At 62.9% G+C, this 21,651-nt stretch carries 21 protein-coding genes; 15 read left to right on the top strand and 6 right to left on the bottom strand.

Features of this window, described 5'->3' with window-relative positions; genetic code table 11:
• The first annotated feature begins 68 nt into the window (after nucleotides 1-68).
• Complete coding sequence (purT, locus tag QOS90_RS11565) at nucleotides 69-1,250, top strand: formate-dependent phosphoribosylglycinamide formyltransferase (RefSeq protein ID WP_085272713.1); 1,182 nt, start codon at nucleotides 69-71, stop codon at nucleotides 1,248-1,250.
• A 136-nt stretch (nucleotides 1,251-1,386) separates the two neighbouring features.
• On the opposite strand, the gene QOS90_RS11560 is transcribed toward purT, so the two are convergent.
• From QOS90_RS11560 to QOS90_RS11550, 3 genes are all read right to left on the bottom strand, one after another.
• The gene (locus tag QOS90_RS11560; protein ID WP_085272714.1) at nucleotides 1,387-2,688 is read right to left on the bottom strand and encodes an MFS transporter; all 1,302 of its coding nucleotides are present in this window, start codon (nucleotides 2,686-2,688) and stop codon (nucleotides 1,387-1,389) included.
• Between the two features lie 275 nt (nucleotides 2,689-2,963).
• The gene (locus tag QOS90_RS11555; RefSeq protein WP_027595718.1) at nucleotides 2,964-4,169 is read right to left on the bottom strand and encodes a transporter associated domain-containing protein; all 1,206 of its coding nucleotides are present in this window, start codon (nucleotides 4,167-4,169) and stop codon (nucleotides 2,964-2,966) included.
• 9 nt (nucleotides 4,170-4,178) lie between these two features.
• Nucleotides 4,179-4,988, bottom strand: a complete 810-nt coding sequence (locus QOS90_RS11550) for a cytochrome C assembly family protein (RefSeq protein WP_027595719.1) — start codon at nucleotides 4,986-4,988, stop codon at nucleotides 4,179-4,181.
• A 263-nt stretch (nucleotides 4,989-5,251) separates the two neighbouring features.
• On the opposite strand from QOS90_RS11550, the gene ffh reads away from it, so the two are divergent.
• The 6 genes from ffh to QOS90_RS11520 all read left to right on the top strand — a co-directional run bounded on the left by ffh (nucleotide 5,252) and on the right by QOS90_RS11520 (nucleotide 9,334).
• Nucleotides 5,252-6,628: a signal recognition particle protein gene (ffh, locus tag QOS90_RS11545; RefSeq protein WP_027595720.1), complete on the top strand. Its 1,377-nt coding sequence runs from the start codon at nucleotides 5,252-5,254 to the stop codon at nucleotides 6,626-6,628.
• A gap of 259 nt (nucleotides 6,629-6,887) precedes the next feature.
• Entirely contained in the window at nucleotides 6,888-7,139 is a 252-nt protein-coding gene (gene rpsP / locus QOS90_RS11540; RefSeq protein ID WP_011535318.1) for a 30S ribosomal protein S16, read from the top strand.
• Between the two features lie 5 nt (nucleotides 7,140-7,144).
• Nucleotides 7,145-7,681, top strand: a complete 537-nt coding sequence (gene rimM, locus QOS90_RS11535; RefSeq protein ID WP_027595721.1) for a ribosome maturation factor RimM — start codon at nucleotides 7,145-7,147, stop codon at nucleotides 7,679-7,681.
• A 3-nt stretch (nucleotides 7,682-7,684) separates the two neighbouring features.
• Entirely contained in the window at nucleotides 7,685-8,437 is a 753-nt protein-coding gene (trmD, locus tag QOS90_RS11530; protein ID WP_085272715.1) for a tRNA (guanosine(37)-N1)-methyltransferase TrmD, read from the top strand.
• 42 nt (nucleotides 8,438-8,479) lie between these two features.
• On the top strand, nucleotides 8,480-8,830 hold the full coding sequence (rplS, locus tag QOS90_RS11525; RefSeq protein ID WP_027595722.1) for a 50S ribosomal protein L19: 351 nt from the start codon (nucleotides 8,480-8,482) through the stop codon (nucleotides 8,828-8,830).
• Between the two features lie 96 nt (nucleotides 8,831-8,926).
• Nucleotides 8,927-9,334, top strand: a complete 408-nt coding sequence (locus tag QOS90_RS11520) for an acyl-CoA thioesterase (protein ID WP_027595723.1) — start codon at nucleotides 8,927-8,929, stop codon at nucleotides 9,332-9,334.
• Nucleotides 9,335-9,337: 3 nt separating this feature from the next.
• Here QOS90_RS11520 and QOS90_RS11515 read toward each other — a convergent pair whose 3' ends face one another.
• A complete protein-coding gene (locus QOS90_RS11515) occupies nucleotides 9,338-11,164 on the bottom strand; it encodes a cation:proton antiporter (RefSeq protein WP_085272716.1) in 1,827 nt (608 codons plus the stop codon).
• A 68-nt stretch (nucleotides 11,165-11,232) separates the two neighbouring features.
• On the opposite strand from QOS90_RS11515, the gene xerD reads away from it, so the two are divergent.
• From xerD to QOS90_RS11485, 6 genes are all read left to right on the top strand, one after another.
• Complete coding sequence (gene xerD, locus QOS90_RS11510) at nucleotides 11,233-12,129, top strand: site-specific tyrosine recombinase XerD (RefSeq protein ID WP_085272717.1); 897 nt, start codon at nucleotides 11,233-11,235, stop codon at nucleotides 12,127-12,129.
• 153 nt (nucleotides 12,130-12,282) lie between these two features.
• The gene (locus QOS90_RS11505) at nucleotides 12,283-13,044 is read left to right on the top strand and encodes a thioredoxin fold domain-containing protein (protein WP_027595726.1); all 762 of its coding nucleotides are present in this window, start codon (nucleotides 12,283-12,285) and stop codon (nucleotides 13,042-13,044) included.
• 82 nt (nucleotides 13,045-13,126) lie between these two features.
• Nucleotides 13,127-14,431, top strand: coding sequence for a homoserine dehydrogenase (locus QOS90_RS11500; RefSeq protein WP_085272718.1), 1,305 nt, complete (start codon nucleotides 13,127-13,129; stop codon nucleotides 14,429-14,431).
• Between the two features lie 58 nt (nucleotides 14,432-14,489).
• On the top strand, nucleotides 14,490-15,899 hold the full coding sequence (gene thrC / locus QOS90_RS11495; protein ID WP_085272719.1) for a threonine synthase: 1,410 nt from the start codon (nucleotides 14,490-14,492) through the stop codon (nucleotides 15,897-15,899).
• Between the two features lie 130 nt (nucleotides 15,900-16,029).
• The gene (locus tag QOS90_RS11490) at nucleotides 16,030-16,446 is read left to right on the top strand and encodes a response regulator (RefSeq protein WP_085272720.1); all 417 of its coding nucleotides are present in this window, start codon (nucleotides 16,030-16,032) and stop codon (nucleotides 16,444-16,446) included.
• A gap of 79 nt (nucleotides 16,447-16,525) precedes the next feature.
• Nucleotides 16,526-16,807 (top strand): DUF3509 domain-containing protein, encoded by a 282-nt coding sequence (locus QOS90_RS11485; protein WP_027595730.1) that lies wholly within the window; start codon nucleotides 16,526-16,528, stop codon nucleotides 16,805-16,807.
• A 139-nt stretch (nucleotides 16,808-16,946) separates the two neighbouring features.
• On the opposite strand, the gene QOS90_RS11480 is transcribed toward QOS90_RS11485, so the two are convergent.
• Together QOS90_RS11480 and QOS90_RS11475 are read right to left on the bottom strand one after the other, a co-directional pair.
• Nucleotides 16,947-17,822: a TIGR02285 family protein gene (locus QOS90_RS11480; RefSeq protein ID WP_085272721.1), complete on the bottom strand. Its 876-nt coding sequence runs from the start codon at nucleotides 17,820-17,822 to the stop codon at nucleotides 16,947-16,949.
• Nucleotides 17,823-17,837: 15 nt separating this feature from the next.
• Complete coding sequence (locus QOS90_RS11475) at nucleotides 17,838-19,037, bottom strand: CaiB/BaiF CoA transferase family protein (protein ID WP_085272722.1); 1,200 nt, start codon at nucleotides 19,035-19,037, stop codon at nucleotides 17,838-17,840.
• A 132-nt stretch (nucleotides 19,038-19,169) separates the two neighbouring features.
• On the opposite strand from QOS90_RS11475, the gene QOS90_RS11470 reads away from it, so the two are divergent.
• Nucleotides 19,170-19,712: a YaeQ family protein gene (locus tag QOS90_RS11470; protein ID WP_027595733.1), complete on the top strand. Its 543-nt coding sequence runs from the start codon at nucleotides 19,170-19,172 to the stop codon at nucleotides 19,710-19,712.
• 30 nt (nucleotides 19,713-19,742) lie between these two features.
• Nucleotides 19,743-21,452, top strand: coding sequence for a single-stranded-DNA-specific exonuclease RecJ (recJ, locus tag QOS90_RS11465; protein WP_027595734.1), 1,710 nt, complete (start codon nucleotides 19,743-19,745; stop codon nucleotides 21,450-21,452).
• Nucleotides 21,453-21,651: the final 199 nt, after the last annotated feature.

The following is a 21,651-nucleotide window of genomic DNA, read 5'->3' as shown; positions in this document are numbered from 1 at the left end:
AATACGGGTCCTTTTTCAGCGGGCGGCGCTCAGCCTGGCGCAGCCCCGGATGCCTTCGAGGACCTGAAATGACCCGTATCGGAACCCCATTGTCGCCCACCGCGACCCGCGTACTGCTCTGCGGCTGCGGTGAGCTGGGCAAGGAAGTGGTGATCGAGCTGCAGCGCCTGGGCGTCGAAGTGATTGCCGTAGACCGCTACGCCAATGCACCGGCCATGCAGGTGGCGCACCGCAGCCATGTGGTCAACATGCTCGATGGCGTCGCCCTGCGCGCAGTGATCGAAGCCGAGAAGCCGCATTACATCGTCCCCGAAATCGAAGCCATTGCCACCGCGACCCTGGTCGAGCTGGAAAACGAAGGCTTCACCGTGGTGCCCACCGCCCGCGCCACCCAGCTGACCATGAACCGCGAAGGCATCCGTCGCCTGGCCGCCGAAGAGCTGGACCTGCCGACCTCGCCGTACCACTTCGCCGACACCTACGAAGACTATGCCAAGGCCGTGGCCGATGTCGGCTACCCGTGCGTGGTCAAGCCGGTGATGAGCTCGTCGGGCAAAGGCCAGAGCCTGCTGCGCAGCGATGCCGACCTGCAGAAGTCCTGGGACTACGCCCAGGAAGGCGGCCGCGCCGGCAAGGGCCGGGTGATCATCGAAGGCTTCATCGATTTCGATTACGAAATCACCCTGCTGACCGTGCGTCACGTCGGCGGCACCACCTTCCTGGAGCCTGTCGGCCATCGCCAGGAGAAAGGCGATTATCAAGAATCGTGGCAGCCCCAGGCCATGAGCCCGAAAGCCCTGGCAGAATCGCAGCGCGTGGCTCAGGCAGTCACCGATGCCTTGGGCGGCCGTGGCCTGTTCGGCGTGGAGTTGTTCGTCAAGGGCGACCAGGTGTGGTTCAGCGAAGTGTCGCCGCGCCCGCACGACACGGGCCTGGTGACGTTGATCTCCCAGGACCTGTCGCAGTTCGCCCTGCATGCACGCGCCATTCTGGGCCTGCCGATTCCGGTGGTGCGTCAGTTTGGGCCATCGGCGTCGGCGGTGATCTTGCCAGAAGGCCAATCGCAACAGACCAGCTTCGCCAACCTTGGCGCTGCGCTGAGCGAGCCGGACACGGCCATTCGCCTGTTCGGCAAGCCGGAAATCAACGGTACCCGTCGCATGGGCGTATGCCTGGCGCGTGATGAATCGGTCGAAGCGGCGCGAGCCAAGGCGACTCGCGCTTCGCAGGCAGTCAAGGTTGAGTTCTGATTCAGGACCGTTAGGGCCGCTTTGCGGCCCATCGCCGGCAAGCCAGCTCCCACAGGTTCTGCTCAAAGCCCAAGGGCTGTGTGGGCCTTGTAGGAGCTGGCTTGCCTGCGATGGGCTGCAAAGCAGCCCCCATTACTTAGAGCTCCGTGTTTCGGGTCTCTTTCAGGCACAGCACCGCAATCAAGCTGATCACCGCCGCCACCGACACATACCCGCCCACCCAGCTCAACCCGCCCATGCTCACCAGTTTCTGAGCAAAGAACGGCGCCGCTGAAGCCCCCACGATGCCACCCAGGTTGTACGCCGCCGACGCGCCGGTGTAGCGCACATGGGTAGGGAACAGCTCGGGCAGCAACGCCCCCATCGGCGCAAAGGTCACGCCCATCAGGAACAGCTCGATGGCCAGGAACAGCGCCACGCCCGTGGTCGAGCCCGAAGTCAGCAGCGGCTCCATGGTAAAGCCCGATGCCACCGCCAGCAGGCCGCCGACAATCAGCACCGGTTTGCGCCCGTAGCGGTCGCTGAGCCAAGCCGACAGGGGCGTGGCCAAGGCCATGAACACCACGGCGAAGCACAGCAGGCCGAGGAACGTCTCACGGGTGTAGCCCAGGGTACTCACGCCGTAGCTGAGCGAGAACACCGTCGAGATATAGAACAGCGCATAGCACACCACCATCGCCGCAGCGCCCAGCAGGGTCGGTACCCAGTATTTGGAGAACAGGTCGACCACTGGCATCTTCACGCGCTCATGGCGGGCAATGGCCTTGGCAAACACCGGGCTCTCTTCGAGCTTGAGGCGCACATAAAGGCCGACCAGTACCAGTGCGGCGCTGAGCAGGAACGGAATGCGCCAGCCCCATTCACGGAACTGCTCGTCGCTGAGCACCAGGGCCAGGGTCAGGAACAGGCCGTTGGCAGCCAGGAAGCCGATCGAAGGCCCCAATTGCGGGAACATGCCGAACCAGGCGCGCTTGCCCGGTGGCGCGTTCTCGGTGGCCAGCAGCGCCGCGCCGCCCCATTCGCCACCCAGGCCCAGGCCTTGGCCGAAGCGCAGCAGGCAAAGAATGATCGGCGCCCAGACGCCAATGCTGTCGTAGCCTGGCAGCACGCCGATGGCGGTGGTGGAAACGCCCATCAGTAACAGCGATGCCACCAGGGTCGATTTGCGGCCGATGCGGTCGCCAAAATGGCCGAACAGCGCCGAGCCCAGCGGGCGAGCGAGGAAGGCGATGCCGAAAGTGAGGAAGGCCGCGAGCATCTGCGCGGTGCCCGACCCGGACGGGAAGAACACCGGGCCGATCACTAGCGCGGCGGCCGTGGCGTAAACATAGAAGTCGTAGAACTCGATGGCCGTGCCGATGAAGCTGGCAGTGGCCACCCGTGCGGGGGAGTTGACCGGCGCGGCAGGCGCTTCGGCATAGGTGCTGCTCGTGGTCATTAAGTAGGTCCCTAACAGTCTGGTCGTGCTCCAAGGCTTGATCCGCCAGGGCGCGTACCTTCGAAGGGCAGGCACGCCTACGCGGACGCCGGAGCGTATTGTTCTTTTGCTCGCCCGACTGACGATAGCCCAAGGGGGATAGGGGCGGGAGCGGGCACTGTTCGGGGTGTTGAAGCAGGACCGCGGGGCGTGTCAGTGGAGCGGACTGGCCGTGTGGCGCCGGGTGCGGGTAGCAGGCGGGACGGCGGGGCTGGGTAAGCGTGACCCGAGTATAGCTATCGGGTCACGGTCCACACCAGTACCTTGCTGGCGCAATTGTCCTCTGTTTCGAGGATTTCCAGGCGATATCGGCCGATCTTCAGGCAAACGGCGCTTTCCGGGATGCTTTCCAGTGCTTCGGTGACCAGGCCGTTGAGGGTCTTTGGCCCGCCATCGCAGGGCAGGTGCCAGCCCAGGGTGCGGTTGATCTCGCGCAGCGAGGCGGTGCCTTCGATGACGAAGGTGCCATCGGGCTGGGGGTGGACGTGCGGGTTGTCCAGCCCCTGTTCGTCTTCGAACTCGCCGACGATCTCTTCGAGAATGTCTTCCAAGGTGACGATGCCCAGCACCTCGCCGTATTCGTCCACCACCACACCCAGGCGGCGTTGCTGTTTATGGAAGTTCAGCAACTGCAGCTGCAGGGGCGTGCTTTCGGGTACGAAATAGGGCTCGTAACAGGCGCCGTGGAGTTTCTCCAGGGTCAGCTCCGCCTTGGGCAGCAGGTGGCTGATCAGCTTGGTGTTGAGGATTGCCTCAACCTGGTTGATGTCGTTGTGATAGACCGGCAAGCGGGTGTGACGGCTGACGATCAGCTGCTCGATGATGCGTTCGATCGGGTCGTCCAGGTTGATGCCATCGACTTCGTTGCGCGGCACCAGGATGTCGTTGACGGTGACTTTGTCCAAGGACTGCAAACCGTCGAGCAGGCCATGGCGTGCAGGCTCGTGCTCTTCGTCTTCGTCGAAGTCGTCGTCTTGTTCCGGGTGCAAGGCGACCGCCGTAGGCTGCACACGGAACGGGCGCAGCAGCAGCTTGGCGCAGCCATCGAGCAGGCAGGCCAAGGGTTGCAGAAGCGCCAGGGGCACTTTCAGCAGGCTTGCACCCAGGCTTGCAAACGCCTGCGGGTTACGCCGCGCCAGGCGCCGCGGCAGGAATTCGGCAAACACCAGCAAGGCCAGCGTCGCGCCCAGGCCTGCCAGCCAGAAGCCGTGTTCGCCGCTGTAGCGCTGGCCAATCAGGCACGCCAGGCCCAGCACCAGCAACTTGCCGAGGCTGGCGCACAGCACCAGCGCCTGGGCGGGCAGGGGGGCTTGGCCATCGTCGCCATTGCGCAGCGAACCATTGAGCTGCAGGCGGGCGGCATCCACGGCGCTGAAAAGCGCCGACCAGAGCAGCGCCAGTGCCAGAGTGCCGAGGAGCGGTGCGTACGGCAGGGTGTCCATGGGCGGCCGTCAGATATGCAGGATGAATTCGCGAACCAGCTTGCTGCCGAAATAGGCCAGCATCAGCAGGCAGAAACCGGCCAGCGTCCAGCGGATCGCTTTGTGGCCACGCCAGCCCAGGCGGGTGCGGCCCCACAGCAGCACGCTGAACACCACCCAGGCGACGCAGGCCAGCAAGGTCTTGTGCACCAGGTGCTGGGCGAACAGGTTGTCGAGGAACAGCCAGCCAGAAATCAGCGACAGCGACAGCAGGCACCAGCCGGCCCAGAGAAAGCCGAACAGCAGGCTTTCCATGGTTTGCAGCGGCGGGAAGTTGCGGATCAGGCCTGACGGGTGCTTGTTTTTCAGCTGGTGGTCCTGCAGCAACAGCAGCAACGACTGGAACACCGCGATGGTGAACAGGCCGTAGGCGAGGATCGACAGCAGGATGTGCGCAAGGATGCCGGGTTCTTCGTTGATCAGCGGCACGGTACCGGGGGGCGCGAACTGGGCCAGCAGCGCAGTGACCGCGCCCAGCGGGAACAGCAGCACCAGCAGGTTTTCTACCGGGATGCGCAGGCACGCCAGCAAGGTCAGGGTAATGACCGCAACGGCGATCAGGCTGGCGGCGCTGAAAAAATCGAGGCTCAGGCCCAGCGGGGTGATCAGCTGGAAGAACAGGGCGCCGCCCTGGGCAATGACAGCCAGGGCGCCGAGCAGGCCCAGCAGCCGTTTGTCAGCTTTGCGGCCCTGGGCCAGGTGCGTGCCCTGGTAGAGGGTCGCAGCTATATAAAGGCCGGCGGCGATCAGGTTGGGGATGAGGCTGGGTGAGGAGAACATAAGTCCTGGTTGGCGAGCCTTAAAGAGACGGAGTTTGGCATAGAGAGCTGCAAGCTGGAAGCCGCAAGGTACAAGCAAAGGCGGATCCGCGAGGTGGCTGCATTTTCTTCCCGCTTGACGCTCGTAGCTTGCCGCTGGGAAGGCAAGGTGTGCGCCGCCGCCGCACTTCGCTATAATCGCCGCCTTGCTGTGCCCCGGGTGTGTGCATTTTCCCCCTGGGCGCCTGACAAACCTCGGCTTTTACTGGGCCTGAAAGGATCACCATGTTCGAAAACCTGACCGACCGCCTGTCACAGACGCTGCGCCATGTCACCGGCAAGGCCAAGCTGACTGAAGACAATATCAAGGACACGCTGCGCGAAGTGCGCATGGCGTTGCTCGAGGCCGACGTTGCCTTGCCGGTGGTCAAGGATTTCGTCAACAGCGTCAAGGAACGTGCGGTCGGTACCGAGGTGTCGCGCAGCCTGACCCCAGGCCAGGCCTTCGTGAAGATCGTCCAGGCCGAGCTCGAAAGCCTGATGGGCGCGGCCAACGAAGACCTCGCGCTGAACGCCGCGCCACCTGCCGTGGTGCTGATGGCTGGCTTGCAGGGTGCAGGTAAGACCACCACCGCCGGCAAGCTTGCGCGCTTCCTCAAAGAGCGCAAGAAGAAGAGCGTGATGGTGGTCTCGGCCGACGTCTACCGCCCGGCCGCGATCAAGCAGCTGGAAACCCTGGCCAACGACATCGGCGTAACCTTCTTCCCGTCAGATATCAGCCAGAAGCCGGTCGCCATCGCTGAAGCGGCGATTCGCGAAGCCAAGCTCAAATTCATCGACGTGGTCATCGTCGACACCGCCGGCCGTCTGCACATCGACGCCGACATGATGGACGAGATCAAGGCGCTGCATGCCGCGGTCAAGCCGGTCGAGACCCTGTTCGTGGTCGACGCCATGACCGGCCAGGACGCCGCCAACACCGCCAAGGCCTTTGGTGAAGCCCTGCCGCTGACCGGCGTGGTGCTGACCAAGGTCGACGGTGATGCCCGTGGCGGTGCCGCGTTGTCGGTACGTGCCATCACCGGCAAGCCGATCAAGTTCATCGGTATGGGTGAGAAGACCGAGGCCCTTGAGCCGTTCCACCCGGACCGCGTCGCCTCGCGCATCCTCGGCATGGGCGACGTGCTCAGCCTGATCGAGCAGGCCGAGCAGACCATCGACAAGGCCAAGGCTGACAAGCTGGCCAAGAAGCTGAAGAAGGGCAAGGGCTTCGACCTTGAAGACTTCCGCGACCAGCTGCAGCAAATGAAGAACATGGGCGGCCTGGGCGGCTTGATGGACAAGCTGCCGAGCATCGGCGGGGTCAACCTGTCGCAGATGGGCAATGCCCAGGGCGCGGCCGAGAAGCAGTTCAAGCAGATGGAGGCGATCATCAACTCCATGACCCCGGCCGAGCGCCGCGATCCGGACCTGCTCAGCGGCTCGCGCAAGCGCCGCATCGCCATTGGCTCCGGCACCCAGGTGCAGGACGTCGGCCGGCTGATCAAGCAGCACAAGCAGATGCAGAAGATGATGAAGAAATTCTCTGCCAAGGGCGGCATGGCCAAGATGATGCGCGGCCTTGGCGGCATGATGCCAGGCGGCGGCATGCCGAAGCTGTAACCCCTATTCCGGGCGCTCGTCTTTTACCCGACGAGCGCTCAGAACCCCCGCCGTGGCGGGGCAATGGCCGCGAAAAGCGTGGCTTAACCGGCGAATCTGGACGGCATGGCGAGGCCTTGCCGAAAAAGTCATTTGCAAATGTCCGTGTATTCCCCGAGAATATGCGGCCTTTTGGGCACGCATGTGCCTATTTGGCTTTCAGATTTGCAGCACCGACTGCAGTACCAACTGCAGCACCGACTATAGGAACGATGTTCACATGGTAACCATTCGTCTGGCCCGTGGCGGCTCGAAAAAGCGCCCTTTCTACCACCTGACCGTGACCAACTCGCGTAACGCCCGTGACGGCCGTTTCGTTGAGCGCGTTGGCTTCTTCAACCCGATCGCATCGGGCGCCGAAGTCAAGCTGTCGGTCAACCAGGAACGCGTCACCTACTGGCTGAGCCAGGGCGCACAGCCGTCTGAGCGTGTTGCTCAGCTGCTGAAGGAAGCTGCCAAGGCCGCTGCCTAAGATATATGAACGCGACGCCAGAAAAGGCTGACGACCTCATCGTCGTTGGCAAGATTTTTTCGGTTCACGGCGTTCGCGGCGAGGTGAAGGTGTATTCCTTTACCGATCCGATTGAAAACCTGTTGGATTATCCACGCTGGACGCTCAAGCACGAAGGCAAGGTAAAACAGGTAGAGCTGGTCAGCGGTCGTGGCTCCCAAAAGGGCCTGGTCGTGAAATTGAAAGGCCTCGATGATCGCGATGAAGCCCGTCTTCTGAGTGGTTACGAGATCTGCATACCGCGGAGCCTTTTGCCCAACCTGCCCGTCGACGAGTACTACTGGTACCAGTTGCAGGGCTTGAAGGTCATCAACCAGGACGAACACCTGTTCGGCAAGGTCGATCACCTGTTGGAGACCGGTGCGAACGATGTAATGGTGGTCAAGCCGTGCGCAGGCAGCCTGGATGATCGCGAGCGTTTGTTGCCCTATACGGAGCAATGCGTGCTGGCAATCGACCTCGAAGCAGGCGTGATGCGGGTTGAATGGGACGCGGACTTCTAAACGATGGGTAACCTTCGCGTAGACGTCATCACGTTGTTCCCCGAGATGTTCTCGGCCATCACGGAGTACGGCATTACCAGCCGCGCGGTAAAACAGGGGTTGCTTCAGGTAACGTGCTGGAACCCGCGGGACTACACCACAGATCGCCACCATACCGTGGATGATCGGCCGTTTGGCGGTGGTCCGGGCATGGTGATGAAAATCAAGCCTCTGGAAGACGCCCTGGTTAGCGCCAGGCAAGCGACCGGAGCATCGGCAAAGGTAATCTACCTTTCGCCGCAAGGCCACAAGCTGACTCAGCAAGCGGTCAAAGGCCTGGCCGAACAGGAATCGTTGATCCTGATCGCCGGTCGTTATGAAGGCATCGACGAGCGCTTTATTGAGGCTCATGTCGATGAGGAGTGGTCGATTGGCGACTATGTGCTTTCCGGTGGCGAGCTGCCGGCCATGGTACTGATCGATGCGGTTACGCGGCTGCTGCCCGGAGCTTTAGGGCATGTGGACTCGGCGGAGGAAGACTCTTTCACCGACGGTCTGCTCGATTGCCCGCACTACACCCGACCTGAGGTGTATGCGGATCAGCGTGTTCCCGACGTGTTGCTAAGTGGCAACCATGCACATATCCGGCGTTGGAGGATGAAGCAGTCCCTTGGTAGGACCTTCGAACGACGCGCCGATCTTCTGGAAAGTCGCTCGCTTTCTGGAGAAGAGAAGAAGCTGCTCGAGGAATACCTCCGCGAGCGGGACGATAGTTAAACGTATCGATGGTGGATCACGTATCCATCTTAGGAGCACAGCATGACCAACAAGATCATCCAGCAGCTCGAAGCCGAGCAGATGAGCAAGGAAATCCCAACCTTCGCACCGGGCGACACCATTATCGTCCAGGTTAAAGTGAAGGAAGGTGAGCGTTCCCGTCTGCAGGCGTTCGAAGGCGTCGTTATCGCCAAGCGTAACCGCGGTCTGAACAGCGCCTTCACCGTGCGCAAAATCTCCAGCGGCGTTGGCGTAGAGCGTACCTTCCAGACCTACAGCCCGCAGATCGACAGCCTGGCCGTGAAACGTCGTGGTGACGTGCGTAAAGCCAAGCTGTACTACCTGCGCGACCTGTCCGGCAAAGCCGCTCGCATCAAGGAAAAACTGTCCTGAGTGCAGTTTGACCGGTGGCCCAGGCCGCCTTGCGAGAAAAAAAGCAGCCTTCGGGCTGCTTTTTTGCGTTTTGAAACCCAAGCGATGTGACCCGACATGACAACCCGAGACCAGGAAATCCAACGCCGCACCGAACTGTCGGTGACCCGCGTGACCAAGGCGGTGTTCCCCAACACCACCAACCACCACAACACCCTGTTCGGCGGCACTGCGCTGGCCTGGATGGATGAAGTGTCGTTCATCGCGGCCACGCGCTTTTGCCGTTTGCCGCTGGTAACGGTGTCGACCGACCGTATCGACTTCAAGCACCCGATCCCGGCGGGCTCGATCGTCGAGCTGGTCGGCACAGTGATCAAGGTGGGCAACACCAGCCTGCAGGTGCAGGTGGATGTGTTCGTCGAGAACATGTACCTGGATGGCCGTGAACGGGCAATCCATGGTGTGTTCAGCTTTGTCGCCATCGACGAAGACAAGCGCCCGGTGCCGGTGCTGCCAGCAGCCTGAGGTTCACCCAGGTGTGGTGGCCGTGCCCGCGACCGGCGCCGGTTCTACCAGCGCCACCAGGGTCCAGCCAGGTTGCGGGGTGAGCGGGTTGTCAGGGCTCGACACATGCACCCAGCCGTGGCTGTCACGGGCGAACAGCAGGTGCGCACGCTCGCCATGCAGTGCCTGGTAGTTGTCCCAGTCGAAGCCCTCGGTCAGGGTGGTGCTGTACAGCTCGGCGCCGTGGTGCAAGCGATTGGCCAGTTGCTGGTAGGTCATCGGGCTTGAGCCGAGCAAATGGCCGCGGTGTTCCTCACTGGCGCGGTGCTTGTCGCTGCGCTGTTTTTCCAGGCCGCTGGCCAGCACGAACAGGCGGCCATGGCCGAAATCGTGGCGAAAACGTGCGCAGGCCAAGGCGTTGATCTCACCTGCAGGGGACAGCCCCAGCAGATGGCCGAGGCCGACCAGGTCCAGGTGTGCATCGGCATGCTGCGAGGCCGGGTTGCCAAAGTAGGTCGGCAGCCCGTCCATGCGCGCGGCGCGGATGTTTTCCCAGCTCGAGTCAGTCAGCAGTACCCGGCAGCCCAATTGCTGAAGGGCTTTGCCGAGGGTGCGCGCGGGCCCGTTGGCGCCAACGATGAGAAAGCCGCTGGGGGCAGGCTCGGCCACCTTGAGCAGGCGCGCCAGGGGCCTGGCCGTGGCACTCTGCAGCACCACCGTGCCGATGATCACGGCAAAGGTCAGCGGCACCAGCAGCAGTGCACCCTGATGGCCGGCTTCATGCAGGCGGATGGCGAAGATCGCCGAGACTGCCGCGGCAACGATACCGCGCGGTGCGATCCAGGCCAGCAAGGCCCGTTCGCGCCAGTTCAGCCCCGAGCCCAGGGTGGACAGAAAGACGTTCAGCGGCCGCGCCAGCAGCTGGATCACCAGCAACAGCGCCAGCACCGCCGGGCCCAGGCCGATCAGGGCATGCAGGTCGAGGCGTGCGGCCAGCAGGATGAACAAGCCGGAGATCAGCAGCACGCTGAGGTTTTCCTTGAAGTGCAGAATCTGCCGCACATCCACCCCGCGCATGTTGGCCAGCCACATGCCCATCACCGTCACGGCCAGCAGCCCGGATTCGTGAACGATCTGGTTGGCAGCAATGAAAATGCCCAGCACTGCCGCCAGTGCAGCCAGGTTGTGCAGGTACTCTGGCAGCCACTGCTCACGCATGACCTGCCCCAACAGCCAGCCGCCGGCCGCGCCCAGTACGCTGCCACAGAAGATCACCCCGGCAAAGGTGGCCAGGCTCTGGCTCAGGCCATTGCCATCGGCACTCGCGATGATGAAGCTGTACACCACCACGGCGAGCAGGGCGCCAATCGGGTCGATGACAATGCCTTCCCAGCGCAGGATGTTGGCGATCGCCGCCTTCGGCCGCACCACGCGCAGCATGGGCACGATCACCGTCGGCCCTGTGACCAAGGTCAAGGTGCCGAACAGGATCGCCAGCGGCCAGTCGAACCCCAGCAGCCAGTGGGTCGCCAGGGCGATCACCAGCCAGGTCGACAGGGCGCCGATTGTGACCAGGCGGTGGACCACGCTGCCGATGTCGCGCCACTGCGACAAGTGCAACGTCAGGCTGCCCTCGAACAGGATCAGTGCCACGGCCAGCGACACCAAGGGCATCAGCAGTGGGCCGAACAGCGCCTGGGGGTCGAGCCAGCCGAGCAGCGGGCCGGCGGTGATGCCGGCCAGCAGCAGGAAGAGGATTGCCGGCAATTTCAGGCGCCACGCCAGCCACTGGCAGGCCAGGGCGGCGCCGCCGATGCCCGCGACGCTGAGCAGGATCTGCTGTTCGTTCATGCGGGCTCCCTATGCCGGCGTTGTTATGAAAGACTAAGCGTCATTTCGTCGTTTGCCACCGAGTTTTCATGCCCGCCCTCGACCACCCCCTGATTGACCAGTTTCTCGATGCCTTGTGGCTGGAAAAAGGCCTGTCCGACAACACCCGGGTTTCGTACCGCAGCGACCTGGCGTTGTTCAATGGCTGGCTGCAGGAGCAGGGCGTGGCCTTGCCCGACGCGGGGCGTGAGCTGATCCTCGATCACCTGGCCTGGCGCCTCGACCAAGCCTACAAGCCACGTTCTACAGCACGCTTTCTCTCTGGGCTGCGTGGCTTCTTTCGTTACTTGCTGCGCGAAAAGCTGATCGCTGTCGACCCCACGTTGCAGGTCGAAATGCCACAGCTGGGCCGGCCGTTGCCCAAATCCTTGTCAGAAGCCGACGTCGAGGCACTGCTGCAGGCGCCGGACCTCGGCGAAGCCATCGGCCAGCGCGACCGCGCCATGCTCGAAGTCCTTTATGCCTGTGGCCTGCGCGTGACCGAACTGGTCAGCCTGACGCTCGATCAGGTCAACCTGCGCCAGGGCGTGTTGCGGGTGATGGGCAAGGGCAGCAAGGAGCGCCTGGTGCCGATGGGGGAAGAGGCGGTGGTATGGCTGGAACGCTACCTGCGCAATGGCCGCCCCGAGCTGCTGAACGGGCGCCCGAGCGATGTGCTGTTCCCCAGCCTGCGCGGCGAGCAGATGACCCGCCAGACCTTCTGGCACCGTATCAAGCACCAGGCACAGGTCGCCGGGATCGACAAATCACTGTCGCCGCATACCCTGCGCCATGCCTTCGCGACCCACCTGCTCAACCACGGCGCCGACCTGCGCGTGGTACAAATGCTGCTGGGCCACAGCGACCTGTCGACCACGCAGATCTACACCCACGTGGCCAAAGCCCGTCTGCAGCAACTGCACGCCCAGCATCACCCGCGTGGATGAATGATTTTCATGTTCCGCCGACCGGTACTCGCAGACCCCTTCACGGCTAGCGTGTTGTGGTAGGCTTGGGCGGTTTGCACCAAGGGCCGCACGGTCGCCGCGTTTTTTCCGCAGGCGACGCCCTCCGGCCCCTGTCCGCCTTCAGGAGTTCCCATGCGCGTGACCCAAATTTTCGCCGCCGCCGCGTTGGCGCTGGCCAGTACCTTTGCCGTTGCCGCGGCAACCGACAGCAATGCCGGTGCCGAGCAGGCCATTCGCAAGTCGTTGCAGAACCTCGAACTGGAAGTGCCGGTTGAAAGCGTCGCCAGCAGCCCGCTTAATGGCCTGTATGAAGTCAAGCTGCAGGGCGGCCGCGTGCTGTACGCCAGTGCTGACGGCCAGTTCGTCATGCAGGGCTACCTGTACCAGATCCAGGACGGCAAGCCGGTCAACCTGACCGAGAAGACCGAGCGCCAAGGCGTTGCCAAGCTCATCAACGGCATTCCAGCCGCCGAGATGGTGGTTTATCCTGCCAAGGGCGAGACCAAGTCGCACATCACCGTGTTCACCGACACCACCTGCCCGTACTGCCACAAGCTGCACGCCGAAGTGCCGGAGCTCAACCGCCGCGGTATCGAAGTGCGCTATGTCGCCTTCCCGCGCCAGGGCCTCGGTTCGCCAGGTGATCAGCAGTTGCAGGCAGTCTGGTGCTCCAGCGACCGCCGTGCGGCGCTGGACAAGATGGTCGAGGGTAAGGAAATCAAGGCCGCCAAGTGCGCCAACCCGGTCAGCAAGCAGTTCCAGCTGGGCCAGTCGATCGGCGTCAACGGCACGCCGGCGATCGTCCTTGAAAGTGGCCAGGTGATCCCGGGTTACCAGCCGGCACCGCAAGTGGCCAAGTTGGCCCTGGCCGGCCAGCAGCAAGCAGCCAAGTAATCAATACAGTACGCCGTCGTCATGGGGTGACGGCATGTTTCACGGTCGGCGCAGGTGCCGGCCGTTCAATGGGGAGTTCACAGTGAAACCGGTCAAAGTAGGCATCTGTGGGTTGGGGACCGTCGGTGGCGGAACCTTCAATGTACTTCAGCGCAACGCCGAGGAGATTGCCCGCCGTGCCGGGCGCGGTATTGAAGTGGCACAGATTGCCATGCGCTCGCAGAACCCGAACTGCCAGATTACCGGTACCCCCATTACCGCTGATGTGTTCGACGTTGCGACCAACCCGGAAATCGACATCGTCATCGAGCTGATCGGTGGTTACACCATCGCCCGCGACCTGGTGCTAAAAGCCATCGAAAACGGCAAACACGTGGTCACCGCGAACAAGGCGCTGATCGCCGTGCATGGCAACGAAATCTTTGCCAAGGCCCGCGAGAAGGGCGTCATCGTCGCCTTCGAAGCGGCGGTTGCCGGTGGCATCCCGGTGATCAAGGCGATCCGTGAAGGCCTGTCGGCCAACCGTATCAACTGGCTGGCCGGCATCATCAACGGCACCGGTAACTTCATCCTCACCGAAATGCGCGAAAAAGGCCGTGCCTTCCCGGACGTGCTGGCCGAAGCCCAGGCCCTGGGTTATGCCGAAGCCGACCCGACCTTCGACGTCGAGGGCATCGATGCGGCCCACAAGCTGACCATCCTGGCGTCCATCGCCTTTGGCATCCCGCTGCAGTTCGACAAGGCCTACACCGAAGGCATCACCCAGCTGACCACCGCTGACGTGAACTACGCCGAGGCCCTGGGCTACCGTATCAAGCACCTGGGCGTGGCACGTCGCACGGCTGAAGGCATCGAGCTGCGCGTGCACCCGACGCTGATCCCGAGCGATCGCCTGATCGCCAACGTCAACGGCGTGATGAACGCGGTCATGGTCAACGGCGACGCCGCCGGTTCGACCCTGTACTACGGCGCAGGTGCCGGTATGGAGCCGACCGCTTCGTCGGTCGTCGCCGACCTGGTCGACGTGGTTCGCGCAATGACCTCCGACCCGGAAAACCGCGTGCCGCACCTGGCCTTCCAGCCAGACTCGCTGTCGGCGCACCCGATTCTGCCGATCGAAGCCTGTGAAAGCGCCTACTACCTGCGCATCCAGGCCAAGGATCACCCCGGCGTGCTGGCCCAGGTGGCCAGCATCCTCTCGGAGCGTGGCATCAACATCGAGTCGATCATGCAGAAGGAAGCCGAGGAACAGGACGGCCTGGTGCCGATGATCCTGCTGACCCATCGCGTGGTCGAGCAGGGCATCAACGACGCCATTGTCGCCCTGGAAGCCCTGCAGGATGTGGTCGGCAAGGTCGTGCGCATCCGCGTCGAACAGCTCAATTAACGAATCATGCCGTTGGGCTGCGCACGCGGCCCCGGCCTCAGTATCGAAGGTTTGCACCATGCGCTATATCAGCACCCGTGGCCAGGCACCGGCCCTGAATTTCGAAGATGTCCTGCTGGCTGGCCTGGCCAGCGACGGCGGCCTGTACGTCCCTGAAAACCTGCCGCGCTTCACCCAGGAAGAGATCGCTTCCTGGGCTGGCCTGCCGTATCACGAATTGGCCTTCCGCGTGATGCGCCCGTTCGTCGCCGGTAGCATCGCCGACGCCGACTTCAAGAAGATCCTCGAGGAAACCTACGGCGCGTTCGCCCATGCCGCCGTGGCGCCGCTGCGCCAGTTGAACAGCAACGAGTGGGTGATGGAGCTGTTCCACGGCCCGACCCTGGCCTTCAAGGACTTTGCCCTGCAACTGCTCGGCCGCCTGCTCGACCACGTGCTGGTCAAGCGCGGCGAGCGTGTGGTGATCGTCGGTGCCACCAGCGGTGACACCGGCTCGGCTGCCATCGAAGGTTGCCGCCGCTGCGACAACGTCGACATCTTCATCCTGCACCCGCACCAGCGCGTGTCGGAAGTACAGCGTCGGCAGATGACCACCATCTTCGGCGACAACATCCACAACATCGCCATCGAAGGCAACTTCGACGACTGCCAGGAGATGGTCAAGGCCAGCTTCGCCGACCAGTCGTTCCTCAAGGGCACCCGCCTGGTGGCCGTCAACTCGATCAACTGGGCGCGGATCATGGCCCAGATCGTCTACTACTTCCACGCAGCCCTGCAGTTGGGCGGCCCAGCCCGCTCGGTGGCGTTCTCGGTGCCCACCGGCAACTTCGGCGACATCTTCGCCGGTTACCTGGCACGCAACATGGGCCTGCCGATCAGCCAGCTGGTGGTCGCCACCAACCGTAACGACATCCTGCACCGCTTCATGAGCGGCAACCAGTACGTCAAGGAAACCCTGCACGCGACCCTGTCGCCATCGATGGACATCATGGTGTCGTCCAACTTCGAGCGCCTGCTGTTCGACCTGCACGGCCGTAACGGTGCAGCCATTGCCGCGTTGATGGACAACTTCAAGCAGGGTGGCGGTTTCAGCGTTGACGAAGACCGCTGGACCGAAGCGCGCAAACTGTTCGACTCGCTGGCCGTCAGTGACGAGCAGACCTGCGAGACCATCGCCGAAGTGTTCGCCAGCACCGGCGAAGTGCTCGACCCGCATACCGCGATCGGCGTTAAGGCCGCCCGCGAGTGCCGTCGCAGCCTGGACACGCCGATGGTGGTGCTGGGTACCGCGCATCCGGTCAAGTTCCCGGAAGCCGTGGAGAAGGCAGGTGTTGGCAAGGCGCTGGAATTGCCTGCACACCTGGCCGACCTGTTCAGCCGCGAAGAGCGTTGCACGGTGCTGGCCAATGACCTGAAGGCCGTTCAGGGCTTTGTCAGCCAGCATGGTAACCGCGGTAAGCCGCTTTAATTGCGGTGATATCAAGGGCTGCTTAGCGGCCCTTGATTGTCTGGTTTTCCATCTGATATTTCGGATATTTCCTATTTAACCCTCTTGGGATGTTGCCTAGATTTGCCAGTCCTTTCTCCAGGAGTGGCTCATGTCCAGGCCTTATGTGCTGATTCACCAGGCACGCCCTTCCCATCAAATCCTCCTGCATCAGGCATTCAATGCCCAAGGCATCTTCAATGTGCGCATCACTGAAGAAGCCGCCGACCTGCACGCGTGCCTGAGCGCTGAGCGTTGCCCTGACTTGCTGATCCTCGATCACGCCATGCCCAAAAGGGCAGGGCTTGCGCTGTTGAAAAAACTGGCGGGTAGCCACGCCTTGCGCGCTTTGTTGTTCGTCGGCCAAGCCACACCCGAACAGCAGAACCTGGCCCTGGAGGCGAAGCGACGGGGGCTGTGGGTCGTCGCCGAGCTGCCGTGGCCACTGTCCATGGCCAATCTGCAACGCGCACTTCAGCGCCTGGGCGGGCGTATTCAAACTGTCACCTGCGCCCCGCATGCTCACTGAAACAGCCGCGGCGTTTCGAACTTTGTGCTGCGCTTGTTGGTCAGTTTCTCCATAGCCCACCACGCAGCGAGTGATCCGGATGGAAAGAATCTGCAGACTGCTGAACGAAGCCCTGACCCCCTACCAGACGCACCTGGGCGTTGCCGATGCCAGTGGCAACCGCCAATTGACCGTCTTTGACAGCCTTGAAGGCATCACCCTGCAACGCACGGTGAGCCTGCGCCAGTTGCAGGAACAGCGCCTGCTCATTGACCTGGTAGACGGTTTGCACCGTGACCTGCAGATTGCCGAAGGCCGCTTGCAGCCCTGTGTGATTGCTGCCTTGCAACAGCGACAGCAAATGCCGGGAACCTTTGCCTGAATTGCTTATCAGACACAGTAAGGGCAGCTAGCCAGCGCATTGCTCCGGTGCTGGCAGGCTGTCACGGGAAGTCCCAAGGGACTTTCAATTAGCCCCGGGCGTCCTCCCCAGCGTTCCGGGGTTTCTTTTGTCTGCAGTACTAGGGTTGCTTGAAAAACTGCTTGCTCTGTTCCAGGTACGTTGCCTGCAACTCAGGGTCCAGCCACCGGGCATAGAGCCCTGGCAAGGTCTCTTGGCGTAGCGTGGGCAATAGCTGGTCGATATGCGCAACGGCCTCTCGACCCAGTGCCGAGTCTGAGCAGCCCACATGCAGAAACTGATAGCGGTTCACGCCCCGAACCGGATGAAACTGGTAGTCACCCAGTGACCCGCCTTGTTGCTGGATCAGGTAACGCACTTCTGGCCAATACCCCATCACCATGTGCAGGCGCCCCAGTTGTTGCATCTGCAACTGGTTGGCGGTGGCATCGTTGCCGTAGTGGCGGCTGAGTGCTGAGCCTGGCAGTTGGCGCAGGATCTCGTCGATCTGCGTGCCATAGCTGCGCTCGGCGACGATGCCGAGCTTCAACGGGGTGTGGCTCATCAGCCCGGGCAGGTCGACCTCGTTGTCGGTGAGAAACGGCGCCAGCAGTGCCTCACCTGCCTTGCGCACCACCAGCCCCCCGCTCAACACCCCCAGCGACGGTATGGAAAAGTGCACGTACTCGGCACGCTCCGGCGTCCATAGCAAGGTCGGGTCGCAGGTAAAAGTGTTCGGGTCCTGAAGCATCTGGATACCGCGGGCACGGTTTACCCGGACGATACTGTGATCGTATTCGGGCATCTGCTCGATCAGCAGTGGCAGCAGGCGGTCAATGACCCCTTGGCCTTTCTCTGTCCCTTCAAAAATGGTGAAGGGCGGCAGGTCGCGAACCAGCCACAACAAGCGCTCCTTGGCCGCCGCGTGCGGCACGGCCAGTGCAGGCAGCAGCGCGCACAGCAAAAGCAGGGTGCGTAACCAGTGGGCAGCTCGCATCGGCGGCGGCAGGCGTCAGACCGCGCCTGCTTCGCGCAGGCCTGCGATGGCGGCCGCGTCGTAGCCCAGGGCGGTGAGCAGTGCGTCAGTGTGTTCGCCCAGCGCAGGGCCGACCCACTCGGTGGAGCCGGGTGTTTCCGAAAGCTTGGGTACGATGCCTGGCATCTTGAAGGGTTTGCCGTCTGGCAGGCGCGCCTGCAGGAACATTTCTCGCGCCAGGTATTGCGGGTCGTTGAACATGTCTTCGGCAGAATAGATGCGGCTTGCAGGTACTTCGGCGGTGGTGAGCACCTGCATGAGCTGCTCAAGCGGCTGGCTGTTGGCCCAGCGGTCGATCACCCCATAGAGCTCGTCACGGCGCAGGTCGCGGCCATCGTTGGTGGCCAATGAAGGGTCTTCGGCCAAGTCGGCGCGGCCTATGGCCTGCATGAAACGCTTGAAGATCGCATCGCCATTGGCGCCGATCTGCACATGCTTGCCATCGGCACTGGTGTGGATGGAGGAGGGCGTGATGCCGGGCATGATATTGCCGGTGCGTTCGCGGATGAAACCGAAGACGTCGAATTCCGGAACCATGCTTTCCATCATGGCAAAGATCGCCTCGTACAGCGCCACGTCCACCACTTGGCCCTGGCCGCCGTTGACCTCGCGGTGCCGCAACGCCATCAAGGCCCCAATCACCCCCCACAGCGCGGCAATCGAATCACCGATGGAGATACCGGTGCGCACGGGCGGGCGGTCGTCGAAGCCGGTGATGTAGCGCAGGCCGCCCATGGACTCGCCCACTGCGCCAAAACCTGGCTGGTCTTTCATCGGCCCGGTCTGGCCGAAACCCGACAGGCGTACCATGACCAAGCGCGGGTTGAGCGCGTGCAGCACATCCCAGCCCAGGCCGAGCTTTTCCAGCACGCCGGGGCGGAAGTTCTCGATCAGGATATCGGCCTCGGCCAGCAAGCGCTTGAGGATCTCGCGGCCGTCCGGGTGCTTGAGGTTGAGGGTCAGTGACTGTTTGTTGCGTGCCTGCACGAACCACCACAGCGACGTGCCTTCGTACATCTTGCGCCATTTGCGCAGCGGGTCGCCGCCATCGGGGGATTCGACCTTGATCACCTCGGCACCGAACTCGGCACAGATGCGCGACGCGAACGGGCCAGCGATCAGGGTCCCGAGTTCGATGACTTTCAGGCCGGCGAGGGGTTTGCTGGGCGTAGACATGGGGCATCCGTGGCAACTGGGCAGAGCCGTGGTTTTATCATAGCTCCGAAGCGGCAGATACTGCCGCGGCGCAACGAGGGGCAGGATCGGTTAGACTGTGTGACTTTTCTTTGCGCAAGAAGCCCGTCGACCATGGCCCAGCCGTCCACTACCTACAAATTCGAACTGAATCTGACTGACCTCGATCGCAACGTCTACCAAAGCGTCAAGCAGACCATTGCCCGTCACCCTTCGGAAACCGAAGAGCGTATGGCCGTTCGTCTGTTGGCCTACGCACTCTGGTACAACGAGCAATTGTCGTTTGGTCGTGGTCTGTCGGATGTCGACGAACCGGCGTTGTGGGAAAAGAGTCTGGACGATCGCGTCCTGCACTGGATCGAAGTCGGCCAACCGGATGCCGACCGCTTGACGTGGTGCTCCCGTCGCACCGAGCGCACCAGCCTGCTGGCCTACGGTAGCCTGCGCGTGTGGGAGACCAAGGTGGTGCCTGCGGTCAAGGGCCTGAAGAACCTGAACATCGCTGCAGTGCCGCAGGAGGTGCTGGAAACCCTGGCCACCGACATGCCGCGCAGCATCAAGTGGGACGTGATGATCAGCGAAGGCACGGTGTTCGTCACCGATGACCGTGGCCAGCACGAAGTGCAGCTGGAGTGGCTGCTCGGTGAGCGTGGCTGACCTGACCCTTTCCTGATTGCCGAAGACCCCATGCGTATCGAACCTCGCCCCCTGCCGTCGACCTTGCCCTTGCTGGGTAACCTGCCACCCTTGTTGACCCGTCTGTATGCCGCCCGCGGCGTGCAGACCGAGGCCGAACTGGACAAAAGCCTGGCGCGGCTGTTGCCGTACCAGCAACTCAAAGGCATCGAGGCGGGGGTAGACCTGCTGGTCGAAGCCCTCGACCAGCGCCAGCGCATTCTTATCGTCGGCGACTTCGACGCCGACGGTGCCACTGCCAGCACCGTTGGCGTGCTGGGCCTGCGTTTGCTGGGTGCGGCGCACGTCGATTACCTGGTGCCCAACCGCTTCGAATTCGGCTATGGCCTGACGCCGGAGATCGTCGACGTCGCACTGCAGCGCCAGCCGCAGTTGCTGATCACCGTCGACAACGGCATCTCCAGTGTCGATGGCGTGGCGGCAGCCAAGGCGGCGGGGCTCAAGGTGCTGGTCACCGACCACCACTTGCCGGGTGAACAATTGCCCGACGCCGATGCGATCATCAACCCGAACCAGCCGGGCTGTGGCTTCCCAAGCAAGTCGTTGGCAGGTGTCGGGGTGATCTTCTATGTGCTCATGGCCTTGCGCGCACGCCTGCGCAGCCTTGGGCGCTACGACACGCAAGCACAGCCGAACATCGGCGAGCTGCTCGACCTGGTGGCGCTGGGCAGCGTCGCCGACGTGGTGCCGCTGGACGCCAACAACCGCATCCTGGTGCACCAGGGCCTTGAACGCATTCGTGCCGGCCGCGCTCGGCCGGGCCTCAAGGCGATTCTTGAGGTGGCCCGCCGTGATCACCGGCGCATCACCTCCACCGACTTGGGCTTCATTCTGGGCCCGCGCTTGAACGCGGCTGGGCGCTTGGACGACATGAGCCTGGGCATCGAGTGCCTGTTGTGCGAAGACGCCGCCCTGGCCCAGGAAATGGCCCAGCAGCTGGACGACCTCAACCAGGACCGCAAGTCTATCGAGCAGGGCATGCAGCGCGAGGCGCTGGCCCAGCTCAAGGACCTACCGGTCGAATCGATGCCGTACGGTTTGTGCCTGTTCGACGCCGACTGGCACCAGGGCGTGATCGGGATTCTTGCCTCACGCTTGAAGGAACGTTATCACCGGCCGACCATCGCCTTTGCCGATGCCGGCGACGGCATGCTCAAGGGCTCGGCACGTTCGGTGCCGGGTTTTCACATCCGCGATGCGCTGGATGCGGTGGCGGCGCGCCATCCGCAGCTGATCAGCAAATTCGGCGGGCACGCCATGGCCGCCGGGTTGTCGTTGCCTGAAGGCAACTTCCCGGCATTCGCCGAGGCGTTTGACCAGGAAGTGCGGCGCCAGCTGCGCGAAGAAGACCTCACCGGCCGGCTTCTGTCGGATGGCAGCCTGGCCGTGGAAGAGTTTCACCTCGACCTGGCCAAGGCCCTGCGCCACGCCGGGCCATGGGGGCAGCACTTCCCAGAGCCGTTGTTCCATGGTGTGTTCCAGCTGGTCGAGCAGCGAGTGGTCGGCGAGCGGCACTTGAAAGTGGTGCTCAAGAGCGAATGTGGGTCGGTGAGGCTTGATGGCATTGCCTTCGGCGTCGACCGCGAGGTGTGGCCGAACCCTACCGTGCGTTGGGTGGAGCTGGCGTACAAGCTGGATGTGAACGAGTTTCGCGGTAATGAGAGCGTGCAGTTGATGATTGCCCACATGGAGCCGCGCTGAGGGCTCACGGGGTCCGCCTTGATTTTTGTGGTGTGGCGGAAATCGAGCGCCGCCCGCGCGGCGCTTCGCAGCACAAGGCTGCTCCATTTGTTTCCGGCCAGTGAGGCCTGTGATAGTTGCGCGCGACCGCCTTGTTGGTCCTACTCAATATTGAGGTGGGCGGTGAGGGGCCGCGCGCCATGCCTCAGGAATCATTGGC

Origin of the sequence: Pseudomonas sp. LAIL14HWK12:I10 (assembly GCF_900184205.1) — a bacterium.
Lineage (GTDB): Bacteria > Pseudomonadota > Gammaproteobacteria > Pseudomonadales > Pseudomonadaceae > Aquipseudomonas > Aquipseudomonas kermanshahensis.
Note: the sequence above shows the minus strand (reverse complement) of the source record. Positions and strands in the feature narration are given on the sequence as shown.